Here is a 19,938-nt window from a genome sequence, read left to right as displayed (position 1 = left end):
GGCTCGTCTTCCTTTAATTCTCTGTAAAAACAGTTTTTTGGAGTAAGTTTTAGATTTCTTTGACTTTCTTGGAAATCTTGCGATTTTCTTTCTTGCTAGATTGTTTATACAAAATCAAGATGCGTCCGATTTTTTGGACTGTATCCACACCGATTTCTTCTTCCAAGATTTCAGCTACTTCGTGGATGTTTTCATCTGTGTTTTGCAAGAGTGTAACCTTAATCAATTCGCGGGCGTCAAGAGCTTGACGGACGCTGGTTTTGATTTGGTCGTTGAGACCATTTTTCCCGATTTGAATGATGGGTTTGAGGGTGTGTGCCTGGCTGTTGAGGAAGGCACGTTGTTTTGATGTTAATGACATAATTTTCTTCCTTATTTTTTGATAGTTATTTTAGGTGGTGAGGGACGGTCGGAACTAATTTTCCAAAGATCTCATCTTTGAAAAATGGATTTCCTGACCTCACAATTGAGCCTTGGTCTCAATTGTTCCCCTTGCCAATCTAACGATTGACAATCACACCACGGCAATAACTATCTCTGTATGAGCTCACTTTGTTCGCTCAGCGATTTTATTTTAAATGATTGCTTTTCGTGTGACGACGGCGACGCCTTCTGGTGCCCAGACGGCGACTTTGGCGCTGCTTGTTACGCGAATCCAGCCGAGTCCTGAGATGACTAGGTCAGTCTTGTCCTTGATGGTAAATACATGTTGGACTAGTTTTGGAAAATCTTCTTTTTCCTTGCTATTTGGTGGTGTGAGAAGAGTTCCGAGGTGCTTGTCATAAAAGGCACTAGCGCCTTCTAGCTTGGTACGGTGGAGTTTGAGTTCATTGTCAAAGAAAGCAGTAAATCCTTGCTTTTCTCCTGATATAAAGTCAAAGCGTCCGAGACCACCTAGAAACAGGGTTTGTTCAGGGTTAAGCTGATAAGTTTTGGGCTTGATTTCCTTTTTAGGGCTGACATACTTGAGGTTTTTAGCCGTCAAGTAGTGGGCCATCTGGTGGCGGTGGATAATCCCCGGCGTATCGTAGATATAAGACCCGTCGTCAAGCGGGATCTCAATCTTGTCCAAGGTTGTCCCTGGGAAGCGTGACGTCGTGATGACATTCTGGTCACCTGTGATTTCTTGGATAATAGCGTTGATGAGAGTTGACTTTCCAACGTTGGTTACCCCAACTACGTAGACATCGCGGCCCTTACGGTAGTGTTCAATCTTGTCAATGACTTCCTTAATAGCATGCTTATTCTGAGCCGAAGTCAGGACGACATCCACAGGGCGAAGTCCTTCTTCGTGGGCACGCTCCATGAGCCACTGGCTAATCTTGCCCGGTTTAACTGATTTGGGCAGGATATCTTTCTTATTTCCGACCAAGAGGACATCATTGCCCGATACAAAGCGCGGTAAGCCTGGGATGACAGAGCCATTAAAGTCAAAAATATCTATGACATTGACCACTAAGGCATCACTGTCTCCTACCTCGTGCAAGAGTTTGAGGAAATCATCATCCGTCAACTGCACATCCGTGATTTCATTGTAATGGCGGAGACGGAAACAGCGTTGGCAATAAACTTCACCAGTCTCCAACCCTTTTTCAAGTGCCGACTGGGGTGTAAATCCAAGACCAGTCTTGTCTGTCGTCTGAATGGTTGCTCCACAACCAATACAGAAAATTTCTTCCATAGTTAAATTCCTTTTTTATATGTAATCGGTCCGTACTTTTCAGTGATTTTGCGCATGACACGGCGCTCGCGAGCTCGGTTAATCTGCGTTTTAATAGAGTCGTGTTGGACCAAGGGTTTGACCAAGATTGAGCGAATGCCTGCACGATGCGCGGCCCGAATATCCGTCATGAGTTGGTCGCCGACCATGACCACTTCATTTTTCTCGTAGTGGAATTCCTTCATGGCACGGTCAATCCCAAATGTGAAGGGCTTCAAGGCCCAATAAACGTAATCAATTCCAAATTTCTCAACTGCGCGTTGGACCCGTTTTTTGGTGTTATTTGAGACCAAGATGACACGAATACCTGCGTCACGAAGGTCATGTAGCCATTGCTTCATCTCTGGCGTTCCATCAGGGTTGTTCCAAGCAATGAGGGTATTGTCCAAATCGACCAAAACAGCCTTGATCCCCTGCGCTTGCAGGCTTGGGACTGTCAGATCATAAACTGCTTCCACAGCAAAATCTGGCATGTAATTTTCAATCGCCATTCTGGCTCCTTTTCTTTTTAATTTCTAGCAATTTTCTTTAAACATTGGGCTAAGACTGCCCATAAAATGAGACTAGCTATCAAAATATAAATCCAAGCATTTGGTTCATCTGTAAACGGTAAAGGAACATTCATTCCGAAGAACCCTGTAATAACCGCAAGGATAGCCAGCAAGACTGAGATAATGGTCAAAGTTGTCAAATTATCATTCAAATTATTATTTAGGATGTTGTTGTAAGAGGCTGAGAGTTGTTGCAAAACTTGAGAAATCAAGTCTGTCATCGAAACCAACTGATGCGCTTCAATCATAGCATCATCAAACTGCTCTCTTTCTACCTCATTAAGATTGCGATAAAGAGCATGCCCTTGGATATGTTCCAAGAGGAGACGATTTTGTTTGGCAGCAGCTGTCAAGTAAACCATACCGGTTTCCAAGTCAGAGAGGGCAAAAAGATTTTTTTTAGTTGTTTTTTGACGAAGAAGTGCACTGATTTCATCCTTACTTTTATCCATCTCTTCAATCACTGGATAATAAGCATTGCTAATAATCTCTAAACTGGCAAAAAGAAATTTGTAGATTGAAATAATTTCATGGCTTTCAAGATAGGTCGCCATGCGTTTAATCACATAAGTATTCTTGTGATTGCTGATAGTGATCAACCGTTGTTTTTCAACGATAAAGGTCATCGGAATCGCTTCATAATATTCCTTGTCTTTTTCTAAATCAAGAACATTATAAATGAAGGTTACCGTCCCCGTTTCACGGTTATAATCCATGTGGGCTCGTTCATTTCTATCTAGAGCATACTCGATGGTTTCCTTGTCCAATCCATAGACGTCAGAAAGATCTTCCATGTTTTTAATCTTGTCCACATCAAGGTCTATCCAGGTACAATCATGACCTAGTTTTTTCTCTACAAATAGCATACTCTCTCCTCTACCAAACTCTTTCTATTGTACCACAAATCTGCCAAAATAGCAGACCTACTCTGTACGAGAGAAGTTGCTAACAACAGTGATATTTCGGTTAGGAACAAAATGAAGGGCTTGGTCGTCACTGCGAAGTTGGGTCGTACGGATTCCTACACTAACAACCTTTCCAGATACGGTAATAGGACCATTTGTGAGGACCACTTCGTCACCCACATCAAGCTGGCGTTCAAAGAGGATGAAAAAGCCGTTGATGACATCGGATAGAAAGCCTTGTGCCCCCATCCCAATGGCAACCCCAGCAATCCCCGCCCCAGCAAGGAGGCTGGAAACTGGCAAGCCCAAAATAGACAAGATACAGTAAATCAAAAAGAAATAAAGTGTGTAGTTAAAAATATTCTCAAGTAAACGAGAAATGGTCTTTTGTCTGCCTGCATCCCGATTTGAAAATTTAAGCGAGGGCTTGACAATCTTTCGGACAGTCGCATGAAGCATCTTTTTAGCTATATAAAACAACAGAAAGAGAATCAAAAGAGAGATCACCTTGGTCAAGACATTCTCTAATACAGTTGTTACATCCAATTTATCAAGATAACGTTGAAAAAATTCTTGCATACAAAACTCCTTTTTAGTATTATACCACAAATCATCCCGTTCAAATCCCTCATAAATATTCCGATATTCCCCCAAACTCAAAAAAAGACTTGCCTCAACGGCATATTTATACTATAATCATAAACAATACACTTTGAAGGAGACTATTATGAAAAGAATCATTCGAGCCTGGAACAAGGCCAGCCTCATCAAACGTATCCTAATCGGCATGCTTTTGGGAGCCTCTCTAGGGCTACTTTTTCCTAGTCTGTCGGGGCTCGGCATTCTCGGTGACCTATTCGTTGGGGGTCTGAAAGCCATCGCTCCTGTCTTGGTCTTTACCCTCGTCGCAAATGCCCTCTCACAACATCAAAAAGGGCAAGATACCAATATGAAGACCGTTATTTTTCTCTATCTACTCGGTACCTTTGCAGCTGCCTTGATTGCTGTACTGGCTAGTTTTCTCTTCCCAGTCCAGATTACTCTCAGCAGTGCGAGCACAGAGATTGCCCCACCAGACGGCATCGGTCAAGTTCTCAGCAACCTCCTGCTGAATCTCGTGGACAATCCCCTCAACGCCGTCGTCAAAGCCAACTATATTGGAATTCTATCATGGGCTGTTGTCTTTGGACTTGCTATGAGAGAAGCTAGCAAAAACAGCAAGGAATTGCTCAAAACCATGGCAGGAGTAACTTCCAAGATTGTGGAATGGATTATCAATTTGGCTCCTTTCGGAATTATGGGCTTGGTCTTCAAGACCATCTCTGATAAAGGAATTACCAGCCTTGCTAACTACGGAATTTTGCTAGGACTCTTGATTGCAACTATGGCTTTTGTGGCCCTTGTCATCAATCCCCTCATTGCCTTTCTCCTTATGAGAAAAAATCCTTACCCCCTTGTTTTTAAATGTTTGCGTGTCAGTGGAATTACAGCTTTCTTTACTCGTAGTTCTGCCGCTAATATCCCTGTCAACATGAAACTCTGCCAAGATCTTGGACTCAATCCAGATACCTACTCTGTTTCTATTCCCCTTGGCTCCACTATTAACATGGCTGGCGCAGCTGTAACCATTAACATTTTGACTCTAGCTGCAGTCAATACTCTGGGAATCTCTGTCGACTTTGGTACAGCCTTTGTGCTCAGTGTCGTCGCTGCTATTTCTGCCTGTGGAGCTTCTGGAATCGCTGGTGGATCACTTCTCCTCATCCCCGTCGCTTGTAGTCTCTTTGGGATTTCAAATGACGTTGCTATGCAGGTAGTCGGAGTTGGTTTTGTCATCGGTGTCATCCAAGACTCCTGCGAAACTGCCCTGAACTCTTCTACCGACGTCCTCTTTACGGCAGTAGCTGAGTACGCATCGGCACGTAAAAAATAGATTTTTTAAGACAAGTCTTCCAAGTCTTGTCTTTTATACTCTTATTCTAGTATTATAGGAAATTCTCATGTCTATCACCCAACGTACGACAAAACTGATCTTAGCGACCTGCCTCGCTTGTTTTCTCGCTTATTTTTTAGACTTATCGTCAGCAGTTTCAGCTGGAATTATCGCCCTCTTAAGCCTATCTGACACGCGCAGAAGTACGCTGAAATTAGCACGTAACCGCCTCTTTTCCATGCTCCTAGCACTGGCTATAGGTGTTCTAGTCTTTCAAATGACAGGTTATCACATTTGGAGTCTCGGCCTCTATCTGGCTCTCTACGTGCCCTTAGCCTATAAAATGGGCTGGGAAATCGGCATCACACCTAGCAGTGTCTTGGTCAGTCATCTCTTGGTACAGGAGTCTACCTCCCCAGAGCTCTTGCTTAATGAAGTACTCCTCTTTCTCATCGGGACAAGCTTTGCTCTGTTGGTCAACCTTTATATGCCATCTCGTGAGAAAGCCATCCAAAGCTACCACCTTCAGGTTGAAGAAAAGTTAAAAGACATCCTGCTTCGCTTTAAATACTATCTGTCAAGGGGAGACGGACGCAATCAAGCCCAACTCGTTGACGAATTAGATAAGCTCCTTGATGAAGCCCTCAAGCTAGTCTATTTGGATCACTCAGATCACCTCTTTCACCAGACGGACTACCACATCCACTACTTTGAGATGAGACAGCGACAAAGTGGTATCCTGCGAAATATGGCCCAACAGGTCAATACTTGTCACCTAGCCGCAAGTGAGAGTTTGATCTTGGCACAGCTCTTTTCAAAGATAGCTGCCCAGCTAAGTCAGACCAACCCTGCTCACGACCTACTTGATGACATCGAACGCTATCTGCAAGTCTTCCGCCATCGGAGTCTCCCTAAAACACGTGAGGAGTTTGAGACCCGTGCCACCCTCCTGCAGCTACTACGCGAAGCCGAAACCTTTATCCAGGTCAAGGTCGATTTTTATCAGAAATATGGAAACTAGAAAAACCTCAGAAGAATTCATGTAACATGATTTCTCTGGTTTTTTTAATTTACCTTTGACTTCAATTACCTTTACTATATGAAAAAATCCACGAATCGATAATATTCGTGGATTTTTCCTAGTGAAGCGTTTAGGTAGACCGCCATAGCGGTTACCGTCAAATGACAGCAACTTTATGTTGCTAGTCATTTGTAACGATTTACATCTTCTCTTCCAACTCTACGTCTGGATATTTATCCGCAAACCAGCGGAGGGCAAAGTCATTTTCAAAGAGGAAGACTGGTTGGTCAAAGCGGTCTTTGGCCAAGATATTTCGGCTTGATGACATCCGTTCATCCAAGTCCTCAGGCTTGATCCAACGAACTGTCTTTTTACCCATTGGGCTCATGACAACTTCAGCGTTATACTCACCTTCCATGCGGTGCTTAAAGACTTCAAACTGGAGTTGTCCGACAGCACCTAGCATGTATTCGCCTGTTTGGTAATTCTTATAAAGCTGAATGGCTCCTTCTTGCACCAATTGCTCAATTCCCTTATGGAAGGATTTTTGCTTCATGACGTTCTTAGCAGAAACTTTCATGAAAATCTCAGGTGTAAAGGTTGGCAGTGGTTCAAATTCAAACTTGTTTTTTCCAACCGTCAAAGTGTCTCCAACCTGATAAGTACCAGTATCGTAAACCCCGATAATATCACCTGCCACGGCATTGGTCACATTCTCACGACTTTCCGCCATAAACTGAGTGACATTCGATAGTTTGGCAGTCTTACCAGTACGAGGCAGATTGACACTCATGCCACGCTCAAATTCACCTGATACGATTCGCACAAATGCAATACGGTCACGGTGACGAGGGTCCATGTTAGCTTGGATTTTAAAGACAAATCCTGAGAAATCCTTGTCGTAAGGATCCACAATTTCCCCGTCTGTTTTCTTGTGCCCATGAGGTTCTGGAGCAAACTTGAGGAAAGTTTCAAGGAAGGTCTGCACCCCAAAGTTAGTCAGGGCTGAACCGAAGAAGACAGGCGTCAATTCTCCAGCAAGAATGGCTTCCTCTGAAAACTCATTTCCTGCTTCTTGCAACAGTTCAATGTCGTCCTTAACCTGAGCGTAGAAAGGATTGCTTCCAAAGAGCTTATCCCCTTCTTCCAGGCTGGCAAAACGCTCATCCCCTTTATAGAGTTCCAAACGTTGGTTATAAAGGTCATACAAGCCTTCGAAGGCTTTCCCCATCCCGATTGGCCAGTTCATCGGGTAGCTGGCAATACCTAGGACTTCTTCTAGCTCTTGCAAGAGGTCCAGTGGCTCACGTCCATCACGGTCTAGCTTGTTCATAAAGGTAAAGACGGGAATTCCACGGTGTTTGACAACCTCAAACAATTTCTTGGTTTGGGCCTCGATACCCTTGGCAGAGTCCACGACCATGACCGCAGCATCCACCGCCATCAAGGTCCGATAGGTATCTTCTGAGAAGTCCTCGTGCCCTGGTGTGTCTAGGATGTTGACGCGTTTTCCGTCGTAGTCAAACTGCATAACAGATGAAGTGACCGAAATCCCACGTTGTTTCTCGATATCCATCCAGTCAGACTTGGCAAAAGTCCCTGTTTTCTTACCTTTTACGGTACCAGCCTCACGAATCTCGCCCCCGAAGTAGAGCAACTGCTCAGTGATGGTTGTTTTCCCGGCGTCCGGGTGGGAAATAATGGCAAAGGTACGGCGTTTCTTGATTTCTTCTTGAATAGTCATAAGTTCTCTTTCTTTGATTCTCTATTTTTGGTTGTTTCATATAGCTAAGAATGATTTTTACATTGGATTTTACCATTCCTTTCAACACTCCATTATATCGGATTTTGGGGAGTTTTTCAATTGCTCATCCGATGAAAAAGGTAAGCTAGAGCACAGATTTCACCTGATTTCTCTTTTTCCACCGTTTCTTGAACAAGATATCAAAGAGAAGCAAAGCTAGAGAAAGAATAACTGACACAAGGAGGTACTTTATCCATAGAGGAGCATTTGAGATAAATGGTGTATCCCTTAAGAGGCCATAATTTCCACCAGTCACCTGATTAACCCCAACTAGAAAGAGATTGAGAACGAAAGTATAGACTACGATCATACACTTCTTAAGTAAGCTCTTGTCGTAGTGATTCATCAAGTAGACCAAGGAATTGACCAAAAGGGCATAGTGCCCAATCAAAAATGAAAAACTGGTGATATGGGGGAAATCATAGGGGTCAAAAACGGGGTAAACCAAGGCAAATACCGCTCCACTTGCTCCTAAGAAGGCAAAATATTGCTTGCTCCGCCATTTATCTGGCAAGAAAACTACCGCAAACATGGCTAAACGGCAATGATAAAAAGGGAGACTGTTTGAAAATGGAATCTCAAAACCAACATACCAGCTATATAGGGCTAGTAACTGGAGGATCTGAATCCCCTTAAATAAGCGAACAAATTTCGGATTATTGTGATAAGCAAGTGCTCCATAAATACAAAGCACTAAGAAAAGCATCATGATCCCATACCAAAAAAGCGAAATGGGAGGAGGAACGGTTTGAGTTCTAGTGATGAATTGATGGAACATATTTCTATCCTAACTCTTATTTTTTCTATTCTCTAGTTTAAACATTATAGCGAATTAAAAACGATTTTTCAATTTCTATTTCTTTTCGCTTTGCCTTAGCTTATTTATAGGAAAATATGGTAAAATAGAACAGACCAAAAATCATCATTTCACGAAAGGATGCAAGATGAAAATTACGCAAGAAGAGGTAACACACGTTGCCAATCTTTCAAAATTAAGATTCTCTGAAGAAGAAACTGCTGCCTTTGCGACAACCTTGTCTAAGATTGTTGATATGGTTGAATTGCTGGGCGAAGTCGACACAACTGGTGTCGCACCTACTACGACCATGGCAGACCGCAAGACTGTACTCCGCCCTGATGTGGCCGAAGAAGGAACAGACCGTGACCGCCTGTTTAAAAACGTACCTGAAAAAGAAAACTACTATATCAAGGTACCAGCTATCCTAGACGATGGAGGAGATGCCTAATGACTTTTAATAACAAAACGATTGAAGACTTGCACAACCTCCTTGTCTCTAAGGAAATTTCTGCAACTGAATTGACCCAAGCAACGCTTGAAGATATCAAGTCTCGCGAGATGGCTATCAACGCTTTTGTCACAATTGCTGAGGAGCAAGCTCTTGCTCAAGCCAAAGCTATTGATGAAGCTGGAATTGACGCTGATAATGTCCTTTCAGGAATTCCGCTTGCTGTTAAAGATAATATCTCTACAGATGGTATCCTCACAACCGCTGCCTCAAAAATGCTCTACAACTATGAGCCTATCTTTGATGCGACAGCCGTTGCCAATGCCAAAGCTAAGGGCATGATTGTTGTCGGAAAAACCAACATGGATGAATTTGCCATGGGTGGTTCAGGCGAGACTTCTCACTACGGTGCGACTAAAAATGCTTGGGACCACAGCAAAGTTCCTGGGGGTTCATCAAGTGGTTCTGCGGCAGCCGTAGCTTCTGGGCAAGTCCGCTTGTCACTTGGTTCTGACACTGGCGGTTCCATCCGCCAACCTGCTGCCTTCAACGGGATCGTTGGTCTCAAACCAACCTACGGAACGGTTTCTCGATTCGGTCTCATTGCCTTCGGTAGCTCATTAGACCAGATTGGACCTTTTGCACCAACCGTTAAGGAAAATGCCCTCTTGCTCAATGCGATTGCTAGCGAAGATGCTAAAGACTCTACTTCTGCTCCTGTCCGCATTGCTGACTTTACTTCAAAAATCGGTCAAGACATCAAGGGCATGAAAATTGCTTTGCCTAAGGAATACCTTGGTGAAGGGATTGACCCAGAGGTTAAGGAAACTATCCTGAACGCCGCCAAACACTTTGAAAGACTTGGTGCTATCGTCGAAGAAGTCAGCCTTCCTCACTCCAAATACGGTGTGGCAGTTTACTACATCATCGCTTCATCAGAAGCTTCCTCAAACTTGCAACGTTTTGACGGTATCCGTTACGGCTACTGCGCAGAGGATGCGACTAACCTTGATGAAATCTATGTAAACAGCCGTAGCCAAGGTTTCGGTGAAGAAGTGAAACGCCGTATCATGCTAGGTACGTTCAGTCTTTCATCAGGTTACTACGATGCCTACTATAAAAAAGCTGGTCAAGTCCGTACCCTCATCATCCAAGATTTCGAAAACGTCTTTGCGGATTATGACTTGATTTTGGGACCAACTGCTCCAAGCGTTGCCTATGACTTGGACTCACTCAACCACGACCCAGTTGCCATGTACTTGGCTGACCTTTTGACCATCCCAGTCAACTTGGCAGGTCTCCCAGGAATTTCAATTCCTGCTGGATTTGCTCAAGGTCTACCAGTCGGTCTACAATTGATTGGTCCTAAGTACTCTGAGGAAACCATTTACCAAGCTGCTGCTGCCTTTGAAGCAACAACAGACTACCACAAACAACAACCCGTGATTTTTGGAGGTGACAACTAATGAACTTTGAAACAGTCATCGGACTTGAAGTCCACGTAGAGCTCAACACCAATTCAAAAATCTTCTCACCTACTTCTGCCCACTTTGGAAACGACCAAAATGCCAACACCAACGTGATTGACTGGTCTTTCCCAGGTGTTCTGCCAGTTCTCAATAAAGGTGTCGTCGATGCTGGTATTAAGGCAGCTCTTGCCCTCAACATGGACATCCATAAGAAGATGCACTTTGACCGCAAGAACTATTTCTACCCTGATAATCCAAAAGCCTACCAAATTTCTCAGTTTGATGAACCTATCGGCTACAACGGTTGGATTGAAGTGGAGCTAGAAGACGGTACGACCAAGAAAATCGGTATCGAGCGCGCTCACTTGGAAGAAGATGCTGGTAAAAACACCCACGGTACAGATGGCTACTCCTACGTTGACCTCAACCGTCAAGGGGTGCCATTGATTGAGATTGTATCTGAAGCGGACATGCGTTCGCCAGAAGAAGCCTATGCATACCTTACCGCCCTCAAGGAAGTTATCCAGTACGCTGGTATTTCTGACGTTAAGATGGAAGAAGGTTCGATGCGTGTGGATGCCAACATCTCCCTTCGTCCTTATGGACAAGAAAAATTCGGTACCAAGACTGAGTTGAAAAACCTCAACTCCTTCTCAAATGTCCGCAAGGGGCTTGAATACGAAGTCCAACGCCAGGCTGAAATCCTTCGCTCAGGTGGCCAAATCCGCCAAGAAACACGTCGTTACGATGAAGCCAACAAAGCAACCATCCTCATGCGTGTCAAGGAAGGTGCTGCTGACTACCGCTACTTCCCAGAACCAGACCTACCACTCTTTGAAATCTCAGATGAGTGGATCGAAGAAATGCGAACTGAGTTGCCAGAGTTTCCAAAAGAACGCCGTGCTCGCTACGTCTCTGACCTCGGCTTGTCTGACTACGATGCTAGCCAGTTGACGACAAACAAAGTCACTTCTGACTTCTTTGAAAAAGCTGTTGCCCTCGGTGGCGATGCTAAACAAGTTTCTAACTGGCTCCAAGGGGAAGTCGCTCAGTTCTTGAACGCCGAAGGCAAAACACTAGAACAAATCGAATTGACACCAGAAAACTTGGTAGAAATGATTGCCATCATCGAAGACGGCACTATCTCTTCTAAGATCGCCAAGAAAGTCTTTGTCCACCTAGCTAAAAATGGCGGTGGCGCGCGTGAATACGTGGAAAAAGCGGGCTTGGTGCAAATCTCTGATCCAGATGTTCTGATTCCAATCATCCACCAAGTCTTTGCGGATAACGAAGCAGCTGTTGCCGACTTCAAATCAGGTAAACGCAACGCAGACAAGGCCTTCACAGGATTCCTTATGAAGGCAACCAAAGGCCAGGCCAACCCACAAGTTGCCCTTAAACTACTTGCACAAGAATTGGCGAAGTTGAAAGAAAACTAGACAGAACAAAACCAGCCCTAAGGTTGGTTTTTTCTTCTCTACCAACTCCCAATAACTATTTTGGCTTTATTTCCAGAGTATTTTATGGTAAAATGAAGAGTAATAATATTTATTAAAGAGGTAAAAACATGATTGAAGCAAGTAAATTAAAAGCTGGTATGACCTTTGAAACAGCTGACGGAAAATTGATCCGCGTTTTGGAAGCTAGCCACCACAAACCAGGTAAAGGAAACACAATCATGCGTATGAAATTGCGTGATGTCCGTACTGGTTCTACATTTGACACAAGCTACCGTCCAGAGGAAAAATTTGAACAAGCCATCATCGAGACTGTCCCAGCTCAATACTTGTACAAAATGGATGACACAGCCTACTTCATGAATACAGAAACTTACGACCAATACGAAATCCCTGTAGTCAACGTTGAAAACGAATTGCTTTACATCCTTGAAAACTCAGAAGTGAAGATCCAATTCTACGGAACTGAAGTAATCGGTGTTACCGTTCCTACTACTGTTGAATTGACAGTTGCAGAAACTCAACCATCTATCAAAGGTGCTACTGTTACAGGTTCTGGTAAACCAGCAACGATGGAAACTGGTCTTGTCGTAAACGTGCCAGACTTCATCGAAGCAGGACAAAAACTCGTTATCAACACTGCAGAAGGAACTTACGTTTCTCGTGCCTAATCTCTAGAAAGAGGTCATTCTATGGGAATTGAAGAACAACTTGGCGAAATCGTTATCGCCCCACGTGTACTTGAAAAAATCATTGCTGTTGCTACTGCAAAGGTAGAGGGCGTACACTCTTTTTCAAACAAATCAGTATCTGATACCCTTTCAAAACTTTCACTCGGCCGCGGCGTTTATCTTAAAAACGTGGACGAAGAACTCTCAGCTGATATCTACCTCTACCTTGAGTACGGAGTAAAAGTTCCTAAGGTAGCTGTTGCTATCCAAAAAGCTGTCAAAGATGCAGTCCGCAATATGGCTGATGTAGAACTCGCTGCTATCAATATCCACGTTGCAGGTATCGTTCCAGATAAAACACCAAAACCAGACTTGAAAGACTTGTTTGATGAGGACTTCCTCAATGACTAGTCCACTATTAGAATCTAGACGTGAGCTCCGTAAGTGTGCCTTTCAAGCTCTTATGAGTCTTGAGTTTGATACAGACGTCGAAACTGCTTGTCGTTTCGCCTACACACACGATCGTGAAGATACAGATGTGCAACTTCCAACCTTTTTGACAGATCTCGTTTCTGGTGTTCAAGCTAAAAAAGACGAACTAGACAAGCAAATCACACAGCATTTAAAAGCAGGTTGGACCATTGAGCGTTTAACGCTCGTGGAGAGAAACCTCCTTCGTTTGGGAGTCTTTGAAATCACTTCATTTGACACTCCACAGTTGGTTGCTGTTAATGAAGCTATCGAGCTTGCAAAGGACTTCTCAGATCAAAAATCTGCCCGTTTTATCAATGGACTGCTCAGCCAGTTTGTAACAGAAGAACAGTAAATAGAAAAAGTGTTTGACAACTATCAAACACTTTTTTCTTTGCTACCCACTATCTAAAAAAACGATAATAGATATAATTGTAAACAAAAATCCAGATGGGTTTTGCATGATTGAGAAAGTTAAAAAAACTATGGCAGAGGATGGTCAATCGAAGATTGTCTGTAGAACGATAGACAAGAGCGAAAAAGAAACCAATCAGACTATAATATAATAAACTAATTGGGTCTCGGTGAGATAGTATCAAATGACTGAGCCCAAAAATAAGACCTGATAAGATGACATCTAAATAGTACTTTGACTTAGGAAAGAAGGTATTCATAAAATACCCTCTATCAAGAGTCTCCTCAAAAACAGGACCGATGATTACAGGCAGGACAAAAGATAAGATAGTCGATAAAAAGGTTGGTTGTCCATTTGAAAGAACCACGGTAAAATACTCATCATGAATATTCCTAGCATTAATCAAATGAGCATAGCGTACCCAAAAATTACCTAGAATCTGATGAAACACATAACATGCAAACAAGTAAAAGATAGTTGACCAGTTCCAGCTCTTTTTCTCAAAGATAAAGAGCATCTTTTGCTTTTTTAACCACCAAATTAATAGAAGGCAAATTCCTACTAATCCTATTGTTAAAATAAGAGAATAGACATCAGCGCCTAACCCTAAAATGATTGCCACATACAATCCAATTGTTTGTGGTAAATAGGTAGATAGTAAAATAATAAGCAAAAATATTCCAAATTGTCTTAGTTTCTTTGTGTTTCTCATCGTACTTTTTTTGAAAGATTCTCCTGCTCGGAAGCCGTACTTCCAAGCATCTCTATAAGAATTAAGTGCCTCTTGCCCCATATAGGGAGAAAATTCTCTATAATATAACCATCTACCATAACCATCTTCCCAAACAGCAAGACCACCTGAAACTTGATCTAAGTCCTCAGATGAAAGAACTGTAAATGTTTCTGTACCTGTCATTGCAAGAACCTTCTTAAAATATTGTTGTAGGCTCACATCTACAGTATACTTCTTTTTTATCTATTTTATAGTCCATCTCCTCAACTGTCAATTTTTCAACCTGAATGGTATTTTCTATAAAAAAATGAGACCTTCCTAGTCTCATTTAGTCATTCTTAGTATTTTCTAAACCGTTGGTAACGTTCTTCAATAAGTTGGTCAAGTGGTAGTTCTTGCAACCTATCTAGTTCTGCACGCAATTCATTTTTAACACGAGCTTGTAGCTCTTTACTGGAGAGGCCTGCTTCTGAGATTACCTTATCTACGATTCCCATTTCTAGGAGTTCGTGTGAAGTGATCTTCATCAACTCTGCCGCCTCCATAGCACGGCTCCCATCCTTCCAAAGGATAGAGGCAAAGCCTTCTGGACTGAGCACGGCATAGATCGAATTTTCCAGCATCCAGACACGGTCAGCAACGGCTAGTGCTAATGCACCTCCAGACCCTCCTTCACCGATAATAATCGCGATGATTGGAACCTTGAGGTCGCTCATTTCCATCAGGTTTCGAGCGATTGCTTCACCTTGTCCACGTTCCTCGGCCCCAACACCAGGATAAGCTCCCGCAGTGTTGATAAAGGTCACAACTGGACGGCCAAACTTTTCTGCCTGTTTCATCAGGCGCAAGGCCTTACGATAGCCTTCTGGATGAGGTTGCCCAAAATTGCGTTTGAGGTTGTCATGAAGACTCTTCCCCTTTTGGATACCAACGACAGTTACTGCTTGGTCACCTAACCAGCCAATTCCACCAATAACCGCACCATCATCACGGAAAGAGCGGTCTCCATGCAATTCGATAAATTCATCGAAGATTCCATTGGCAAAATCAAGTGCAGTCAAGCGACTCTGCTCGCGTGCCTCTCTAACTATTTTTGCAATATTCATCCGCGACTTCCTCCATGCAATCTTACTAATTTAGCAATTGTTTCAGGCAATTCTCTCCGTTTGACAATTGCATCAACAAATCCATGTTCAAGCAAAAATTCTGCCTTTTGGAAGTCATCTGGCAAGGTCTCACGAACTGTATTTTCGATAACACGGCGCCCAGCAAAACCAACCAAACTCTGTGGCTCCGCCAGGATAATATCACCCTCCATAGCAAAAGAAGCAGTCACCCCACCTGTTGTCGGATCGGTTAAAATAGTTAGGTAAAAAAGTCCTGCCTTGGAATGACGTTGAACTGCCGCAGAAATTTTAGCCATCTGCATCAGGCTCATGATTCCTTCTTGCATACGGGCTCCACCAGAAGCTGTGAAGAGAACGACTGGCAAGTTTTCTACCGTTGCATACTCAAACAAGCGCGTGATTTTTTCACCCACAACGGTTCCCATAGAAGCCATGATAAAGTTTGAATCCATGATTCCAAGGGCAACTTTTTGTCCCTTGATGCTAGCTGTACCAGTTAGTACTGCTTCATCCAAACCTGTCTTTTCACGCATTGTTGCAAGTTTTTTCTGGTAGCCAGGAAAGTTTAATGGATCTTGAGTTTCAATACCCGTAAACATCTCCACAAAGCTACCAGAATCAATCGTCAAATCCAAGCGTTCCTGAGCTGAAATACGGAAAGTATAGCTACAATGGGGACAAATTCGTTCGCTCCCAAGATCCTTTTGGTAAATGGTGTGTTTACAACCAGGACACTGGGAGAAGAGTTCATCCGGAACCTCAGGCTTGGCTTGTGGTTTCTGCCTTACGGAACGGTTAGGATTGATCCGAATATACTTATCCTTTTTACTAAATAGAGCCATAACTCCCCCTTTTAGTTCTCATACTGTTTGAAAGTCTATTCTTTTTCTTGGTATTTTGGCAAGAAAGTTTCCATCAAGAAGGAAGTATCGTAGTCACCAGCGATAACTCGGCGGTCTGAAATCAGATCCAACTGGAAGTCTGCATTGGTTTGCACTCCTTCAATATCAAGTTCATAAAGTGCCCGTTGCATCTTCATAAGAGCGTCAAAACGATTCTCCCCATGAACAATGATTTTAGCAATCATACTATCATAGTAAGGAGGAATGGTATAGCCTGGATAGACTGCCGAGTCCACACGCAAGCCAACTCCACCACTTGGTAGATAGAGATTGGTAATTTTACCTGGGCTTGGAGCAAAGTTAAATGCTGGATTTTCCGCATTGATCCTGCACTCGATAGCATGGCCTCGTAGGACGATATCTTCTTGTTTGAAAGGTAAAGGTTGCCCGGCTGCAATGCGAATCTGCTCCTTCACGATATCAACACCTGAAACAAACTCTGTGACTGGGTGTTCAACTTGCACACGAGTATTCATTTCCATGAAGTAGAAATTGCCACTCGCTTCATCGAGAAGAAATTCAATTGTTCCTGCATTTTCATAGCCAACAGACTCTGCTGCACGAACGGCTGCAGCACCAATTTCATGACGAAGGGTTTTGCCAATCGCAATGGATGGGCTTTCTTCTAAGATTTTTTGGTTATTCCGTTGGAGTGAACAATCCCGTTCACCAAGATGGACAACATGACCCTCTTGATCTGCAAGAATCTGAACTTCGATATGACGAGCTGGATAAATCACACGCTCAAGATACATAGCGCCATTCCCAAAATTGGCCTTGGCTTCACTGGATGCTGTCTCAAAGGCTGCGACCAAGTCTTCTGCCTTTTCAACCTTACGAATCCCTTTTCCACCACCACCTGCCGATGCCTTAAGCATGACTGGATAGCCAATCTTTTCTGCAACTGCAAGTGCCTCTTCAGCTGTGTGAACTTCACCATCAGATCCTGGGATAACTGGAACCCCAGCCTTGATCATTTGCTCACGCGCATTGATCTTATCTCCCATGGTATCCATTACAGCTCCAGAAGGACCGATAAACTTAATCCCTACTTCATCACACATCGTGGCAAACTTGGAGTTTTCGCTAAGAAAACCAAAACCTGGGTGGATAGCTTCTGCCTCTGTCAAGACTGCAGCCGATAAAATAGCGTTGATATTGAGATAAGACTCTGTCGCCTTACCAGGTCCGATACAGATAGCTTCATCCGCTAGGAGTGTGTGAAGAGCTTCCTTATCAGCAGTTGAATAGACTGCTACGGTCGCAATGCCCAATTCACGCGCAGCCCGAATAATGCGAACCGCAATCTCACCACGGTTGGCAATCAAAATTTTACGAAACATGGAGAACCTCCTTAGTTTCCAATTGCAAAGGTAAGAGTACCACTCGCTGCGAGCTTACCATCCACTTCAGCCTTTGCTTCAACCACGGCGATTGTACCACGACGTTTGACAAAAGTAGCCGTCATGACTAATTGATCACCTGGTACAACTTGCTTCTTGAACTTAACCTTGTCCATGCCAGCGTAGAAGACCAGTTTCCCTTTATTTTCAGGTTTGGACAATTCCAAGACACCAGCAGTCTGAGCCAAGGCCTCCATGATAAGAACACCTGGCATGACTGGGTATCGAGGAAAATGACCATTGAAGAAAGGTTCGTTGATGGTCACATTTTTAATGGCAACAATGGTATCTTCGCTCACCTCCAAGACACGATCCACTAGAAGCATGGGGTAGCGATGGGGTAGAGCTTCTTTGATTCCTTGAATATCGATCATTTGATACGTACCAATCCTTTACCGAACTCAACCATTTCTTCATTTGAAACGAGAATTTCTGTCACCACACCATCTTTAGGTGCAGGGATTTCATTCATGACTTTCATGGCTTCGATGATCACCAAAGTCTGACCTTTTTTAACACTGTCTCCGACTGTGACAAAGGCAGGTTTATCTGGTCCAGCAGCCAAGTAAGCCACCCCTACAAGTGGACTTTCAACGACATCACCCTCTGGAGCAACCGTCGTTTCAGCTGGTGCTGGAGCTTCTTCCACTGCACTCTCTACTGGAGTTGAAGGGGCCGAAACTACTGGACTTGCAGCTACTGCAGCTGGCGCTGGAACAACTTGAGCTGGTACTTCAGAAGCCATTCTTGCTTCATTCTTACTGAACTGCAATTCGTCCGTTCCATTTTTATAAGAAAATTCTCTCAAACTTGATTGGTCAAATTGAGCCATCAAGTCCTTGATTTCATTTAAATTCATAATTATTTATTCTCCCAACGTTTGAAAGCAAGAACCGCATTGTGTCCACCAAAACCAAAAGTGTTTGAAATAGCATAAGGGATTTCTTGCTCCAAGCCTTGTCCATAAACGACATTCGCTTCGATATAGTCTGATAACTCGCTTGTTCCAGCTGTCATTGGTACATAGTTATGACGCATGGCTTCGATGGTAGCGATGGCTTCTACTGCTCCTGCAGCACCAAGTAAGTGTCCTGTAAAGGACTTGGTTGAAGATACAGGTACTTCTTTACCAAGGACAGCTACAATCGCACCACTTTCTCCTTTTTCATTAGCAGGAGTTGAAGTTCCGTGGGCATTGACGTAAGCCACTTGCTCTGGAGAAATTTCTGCTTCTTCCAAAGCCAACTTCATAGCCTTAATCGCACCTTGACCCTCTGGATGAGGTGAAGTCATATGGTAAGCATCACAGGTATTACCGTAGCCAACTACTTCAGCCAAGATAGTTGCACCACGTTTTTCAGCATGTTCAAGGCTTTCAAGAACCAACATCCCTGAACCTTCTCCCATCACAAAACCATTACGGTCTTTGTCAAATGGAATAGAAGCACGAGTTGGATCTTCCGTAGTTGATAGGGCAGTCAACGCTTGGAAACCAGCGATAGCAAAAGGAGTGATAGATGATTCTGATCCACCAACTAACATGACATCTTGGAAACCAAACTTGATAGAGCGGAAGGCATCCCCAATGGCATCGTTTGATGAAGCACAGGCTGTATTGATTGATTTACAGATACCGTTTGCTCCGAAACGCATCGCAACATTTCCTGAAGCCATATTTGGCAAGGCTTTTGGAAGTGTCATTGGTTTAACGCGTTTTGGACCTTTTTCATGAAGACGGATAACCTGATCTTCGATTTCCTTGATACCACCGATACCAGAAGCCACGATAACACCAAAGCGATCTTTATCGATTGCTTCTACATCAAGATTAGCATTTGTCACCGCTTCTTGAGCTGCATACAAGGCATACAAAGAATAGTTGTCAAAACGGTTGGTATCTTTTTTGACGAAGTATTTATCAAATGGGAAATCTTGAACTTCTGCCGCATTGTGGACAGCAAATTCGCTGTGGTCAAACTTAGTGATTTCTCCAATCCCGATTTTCCCAGTTTGCAAACTGTTCCAAAATTCTTCTGGAGTATTTCCGATAGGAGAGGTCAATCCGTAACCTGTTACTACAACTCGATTTAGTTTCATCTGTCTTACCTA

At 43.4% G+C, this 19,938-nt stretch carries 22 protein-coding genes and 1 pseudogene; 8 read left to right on the top strand and 15 right to left on the bottom strand.

What is annotated here, in order from left to right:
• Positions 1–49: 49 nt before the first annotated feature.
• The 5 genes from yhbY to D8805_RS04780 form a co-directional block, all read right to left on the bottom strand.
• Entirely contained in the window at positions 50–361 is a 312-nt protein-coding gene (yhbY, locus tag D8805_RS04800) for a ribosome assembly RNA-binding protein YhbY (RefSeq protein ID WP_000060171.1), read from the bottom strand.
• Positions 362–574: 213 nt separating this feature from the next.
• Positions 575–1,681, bottom strand: coding sequence for a ribosome biogenesis GTPase YqeH (gene yqeH, locus D8805_RS04795; protein WP_125415752.1), 1,107 nt, complete (start codon positions 1,679–1,681; stop codon positions 575–577).
• A gap of 2 nt (positions 1,682–1,683) precedes the next feature.
• A complete protein-coding gene (locus D8805_RS04790) occupies positions 1,684–2,211 on the bottom strand; it encodes a YqeG family HAD IIIA-type phosphatase (protein WP_000963749.1) in 528 nt (175 codons plus the stop codon).
• Between the two features lie 17 nt (positions 2,212–2,228).
• Positions 2,229–3,137, bottom strand: a complete 909-nt coding sequence (locus tag D8805_RS04785; protein ID WP_000899717.1) for a magnesium transporter CorA family protein — start codon at positions 3,135–3,137, stop codon at positions 2,229–2,231.
• A gap of 57 nt (positions 3,138–3,194) precedes the next feature.
• Complete coding sequence (locus D8805_RS04780) at positions 3,195–3,755, bottom strand: mechanosensitive ion channel family protein (protein WP_084946949.1); 561 nt, start codon at positions 3,753–3,755, stop codon at positions 3,195–3,197.
• 148 nt (positions 3,756–3,903) lie between these two features.
• On the opposite strand from D8805_RS04780, the gene sstT reads away from it, so the two are divergent.
• Both sstT and D8805_RS04770 read left to right on the top strand, forming a co-directional pair.
• A complete protein-coding gene (gene sstT, locus D8805_RS04775) occupies positions 3,904–5,109 on the top strand; it encodes a serine/threonine transporter SstT (RefSeq protein ID WP_125415750.1) in 1,206 nt (401 codons plus the stop codon).
• Positions 5,110–5,176: 67 nt separating this feature from the next.
• A complete protein-coding gene (locus tag D8805_RS04770) occupies positions 5,177–6,130 on the top strand; it encodes an aromatic acid exporter family protein (protein ID WP_125415747.1) in 954 nt (317 codons plus the stop codon).
• 199 nt (positions 6,131–6,329) lie between these two features.
• On the opposite strand, the gene D8805_RS04765 is transcribed toward D8805_RS04770, so the two are convergent.
• Together D8805_RS04765 and D8805_RS04760 are read right to left on the bottom strand one after the other, a co-directional pair.
• Positions 6,330–7,874: a peptide chain release factor 3 gene (locus D8805_RS04765; RefSeq protein ID WP_000155105.1), complete on the bottom strand. Its 1,545-nt coding sequence runs from the start codon at positions 7,872–7,874 to the stop codon at positions 6,330–6,332.
• 145 nt (positions 7,875–8,019) lie between these two features.
• Positions 8,020–8,712, bottom strand: coding sequence for a YwaF family protein (locus D8805_RS04760; RefSeq protein ID WP_125415745.1), 693 nt, complete (start codon positions 8,710–8,712; stop codon positions 8,020–8,022).
• A 166-nt stretch (positions 8,713–8,878) separates the two neighbouring features.
• Here D8805_RS04760 and gatC point away from each other — a divergent pair, with 166 nt between their 5' ends.
• The 6 genes from gatC to nusB all read left to right on the top strand — a co-directional run bounded on the left by gatC (position 8,879) and on the right by nusB (position 13,604).
• Positions 8,879–9,181 carry an Asp-tRNA(Asn)/Glu-tRNA(Gln) amidotransferase subunit GatC gene (gene gatC, locus D8805_RS04755; RefSeq protein ID WP_000705420.1) on the top strand — a complete coding sequence of 101 codons (303 nt, stop codon included), beginning with the start codon at positions 8,879–8,881 and terminating at the stop codon, positions 9,179–9,181.
• Complete coding sequence (gene gatA / locus D8805_RS04750; RefSeq protein WP_125415742.1) at positions 9,181–10,647, top strand: Asp-tRNA(Asn)/Glu-tRNA(Gln) amidotransferase subunit GatA; 1,467 nt, start codon at positions 9,181–9,183, stop codon at positions 10,645–10,647. The genes gatC and gatA overlap by 1 nt, the downstream gene beginning before the upstream one ends.
• Complete coding sequence (gatB, locus tag D8805_RS04745; RefSeq protein ID WP_125415739.1) at positions 10,647–12,089, top strand: Asp-tRNA(Asn)/Glu-tRNA(Gln) amidotransferase subunit GatB; 1,443 nt, start codon at positions 10,647–10,649, stop codon at positions 12,087–12,089. Before gatA ends, gatB begins: the two co-directional genes overlap by 1 nt.
• Before the next feature lie 128 nt (positions 12,090–12,217).
• Complete coding sequence (efp, locus tag D8805_RS04740; protein ID WP_000568642.1) at positions 12,218–12,778, top strand: elongation factor P; 561 nt, start codon at positions 12,218–12,220, stop codon at positions 12,776–12,778.
• 21 nt (positions 12,779–12,799) lie between these two features.
• A complete protein-coding gene (locus D8805_RS04735; protein WP_084925307.1) occupies positions 12,800–13,189 on the top strand; it encodes an Asp23/Gls24 family envelope stress response protein in 390 nt (129 codons plus the stop codon).
• Entirely contained in the window at positions 13,182–13,604 is a 423-nt protein-coding gene (nusB, locus tag D8805_RS04730; RefSeq protein ID WP_084925308.1) for a transcription antitermination factor NusB, read from the top strand. Before D8805_RS04735 ends, nusB begins: the two co-directional genes overlap by 8 nt.
• A 49-nt stretch (positions 13,605–13,653) precedes the next feature.
• Here nusB and D8805_RS04725 read toward each other — a convergent pair whose 3' ends face one another.
• From D8805_RS04725 to fabF, 8 genes and pseudogenes are all read right to left on the bottom strand, one after another.
• Positions 13,654–14,376, bottom strand: a complete 723-nt coding sequence (locus tag D8805_RS04725; protein WP_084925379.1) for a CPBP family intramembrane glutamic endopeptidase — start codon at positions 14,374–14,376, stop codon at positions 13,654–13,656.
• A 21-nt stretch (positions 14,377–14,397) separates the two neighbouring features.
• Positions 14,398–14,580: pseudogene (briC, locus tag D8805_RS04720) on the bottom strand (biofilm-regulating peptide BriC); the annotation flags it as partial.
• Positions 14,581–14,735: 155 nt separating this feature from the next.
• Positions 14,736–15,503, bottom strand: coding sequence for an acetyl-CoA carboxylase carboxyl transferase subunit alpha (locus D8805_RS04715; protein WP_084925309.1), 768 nt, complete (start codon positions 15,501–15,503; stop codon positions 14,736–14,738).
• Positions 15,500–16,366, bottom strand: a complete 867-nt coding sequence (gene accD, locus D8805_RS04710) for an acetyl-CoA carboxylase, carboxyltransferase subunit beta (protein ID WP_001173379.1) — start codon at positions 16,364–16,366, stop codon at positions 15,500–15,502. Before accD ends, D8805_RS04715 begins: the two co-directional genes overlap by 4 nt.
• 35 nt (positions 16,367–16,401) lie before the next feature.
• The gene (gene accC / locus D8805_RS04705) at positions 16,402–17,769 is read right to left on the bottom strand and encodes an acetyl-CoA carboxylase biotin carboxylase subunit (RefSeq protein ID WP_084925310.1); all 1,368 of its coding nucleotides are present in this window, start codon (positions 17,767–17,769) and stop codon (positions 16,402–16,404) included.
• A gap of 11 nt (positions 17,770–17,780) precedes the next feature.
• A complete protein-coding gene (fabZ, locus tag D8805_RS04700; RefSeq protein WP_084925311.1) occupies positions 17,781–18,203 on the bottom strand; it encodes a 3-hydroxyacyl-ACP dehydratase FabZ in 423 nt (140 codons plus the stop codon).
• A complete protein-coding gene (gene accB, locus D8805_RS04695; RefSeq protein ID WP_038806390.1) occupies positions 18,200–18,688 on the bottom strand; it encodes an acetyl-CoA carboxylase biotin carboxyl carrier protein in 489 nt (162 codons plus the stop codon). Before accB ends, fabZ begins: the two co-directional genes overlap by 4 nt.
• A gap of 2 nt (positions 18,689–18,690) precedes the next feature.
• Positions 18,691–19,926, bottom strand: coding sequence for a beta-ketoacyl-ACP synthase II (gene fabF / locus D8805_RS04690; RefSeq protein WP_000774052.1), 1,236 nt, complete (start codon positions 19,924–19,926; stop codon positions 18,691–18,693).
• Positions 19,927–19,938 lie beyond the last annotated feature (12 nt).

The organism is Streptococcus oralis subsp. dentisani (assembly GCF_003944205.1).
Classification (GTDB): domain Bacteria; phylum Bacillota; class Bacilli; order Lactobacillales; family Streptococcaceae; genus Streptococcus; species Streptococcus oralis_BH.
This window is presented reverse-complemented; position numbering and strand designations above follow the sequence as displayed.

Bases quoted from the DNA above. Each gene is read 5' to 3' on its own strand.
- accD (WP_001173379.1), bottom strand. From the start codon at position 16,366: ATGGCTCTATTTAGTAAAAAGGATAAGTATATTCGGATCAATCCTAAC.
- accB (WP_038806390.1), bottom strand. From the start codon at position 18,688: ATGAATTTAAATGAAATCAAGGACTTGATGGCTCAATTTGACCAATCA.
- sstT (WP_125415750.1), top strand. From the start codon at position 3,904: ATGAAAAGAATCATTCGAGCCTGGAACAAGGCCAGCCTCATCAAACGT.
- gatC (WP_000705420.1), top strand. From the start codon at position 8,879: ATGAAAATTACGCAAGAAGAGGTAACACACGTTGCCAATCTTTCAAAA.
- yhbY (WP_000060171.1), bottom strand. From the start codon at position 361: ATGTCATTAACATCAAAACAACGTGCCTTCCTCAACAGCCAGGCACAC.
- D8805_RS04735 (WP_084925307.1), top strand. From the start codon at position 12,800: ATGGGAATTGAAGAACAACTTGGCGAAATCGTTATCGCCCCACGTGTA.
- fabZ (WP_084925311.1), bottom strand. From the start codon at position 18,203: ATGATCGATATTCAAGGAATCAAAGAAGCTCTACCCCATCGCTACCCC.
- gatA (WP_125415742.1), top strand. From the start codon at position 9,181: ATGACTTTTAATAACAAAACGATTGAAGACTTGCACAACCTCCTTGTC.
- D8805_RS04770 (WP_125415747.1), top strand. From the start codon at position 5,177: ATGTCTATCACCCAACGTACGACAAAACTGATCTTAGCGACCTGCCTC.
- yqeH (WP_125415752.1), bottom strand. From the start codon at position 1,681: ATGGAAGAAATTTTCTGTATTGGTTGTGGAGCAACCATTCAGACGACA.
- accC (WP_084925310.1), bottom strand. From the start codon at position 17,769: ATGTTTCGTAAAATTTTGATTGCCAACCGTGGTGAGATTGCGGTTCGC.
- D8805_RS04725 (WP_084925379.1), bottom strand. From the start codon at position 14,376: ATGAGAAACACAAAGAAACTAAGACAATTTGGAATATTTTTGCTTATT.
- gatB (WP_125415739.1), top strand. From the start codon at position 10,647: ATGAACTTTGAAACAGTCATCGGACTTGAAGTCCACGTAGAGCTCAAC.
- D8805_RS04780 (WP_084946949.1), bottom strand. From the start codon at position 3,755: ATGCAAGAATTTTTTCAACGTTATCTTGATAAATTGGATGTAACAACT.
- D8805_RS04790 (WP_000963749.1), bottom strand. From the start codon at position 2,211: ATGGCGATTGAAAATTACATGCCAGATTTTGCTGTGGAAGCAGTTTAT.
- D8805_RS04715 (WP_084925309.1), bottom strand. From the start codon at position 15,503: ATGAATATTGCAAAAATAGTTAGAGAGGCACGCGAGCAGAGTCGCTTG.
- D8805_RS04785 (WP_000899717.1), bottom strand. From the start codon at position 3,137: ATGCTATTTGTAGAGAAAAAACTAGGTCATGATTGTACCTGGATAGAC.
- fabF (WP_000774052.1), bottom strand. From the start codon at position 19,926: ATGAAACTAAATCGAGTTGTAGTAACAGGTTACGGATTGACCTCTCCT.
- nusB (WP_084925308.1), top strand. From the start codon at position 13,182: ATGACTAGTCCACTATTAGAATCTAGACGTGAGCTCCGTAAGTGTGCC.
- efp (WP_000568642.1), top strand. From the start codon at position 12,218: ATGATTGAAGCAAGTAAATTAAAAGCTGGTATGACCTTTGAAACAGCT.
- D8805_RS04760 (WP_125415745.1), bottom strand. From the start codon at position 8,712: ATGTTCCATCAATTCATCACTAGAACTCAAACCGTTCCTCCTCCCATT.
- D8805_RS04765 (WP_000155105.1), bottom strand. From the start codon at position 7,874: ATGACTATTCAAGAAGAAATCAAGAAACGCCGTACCTTTGCCATTATT.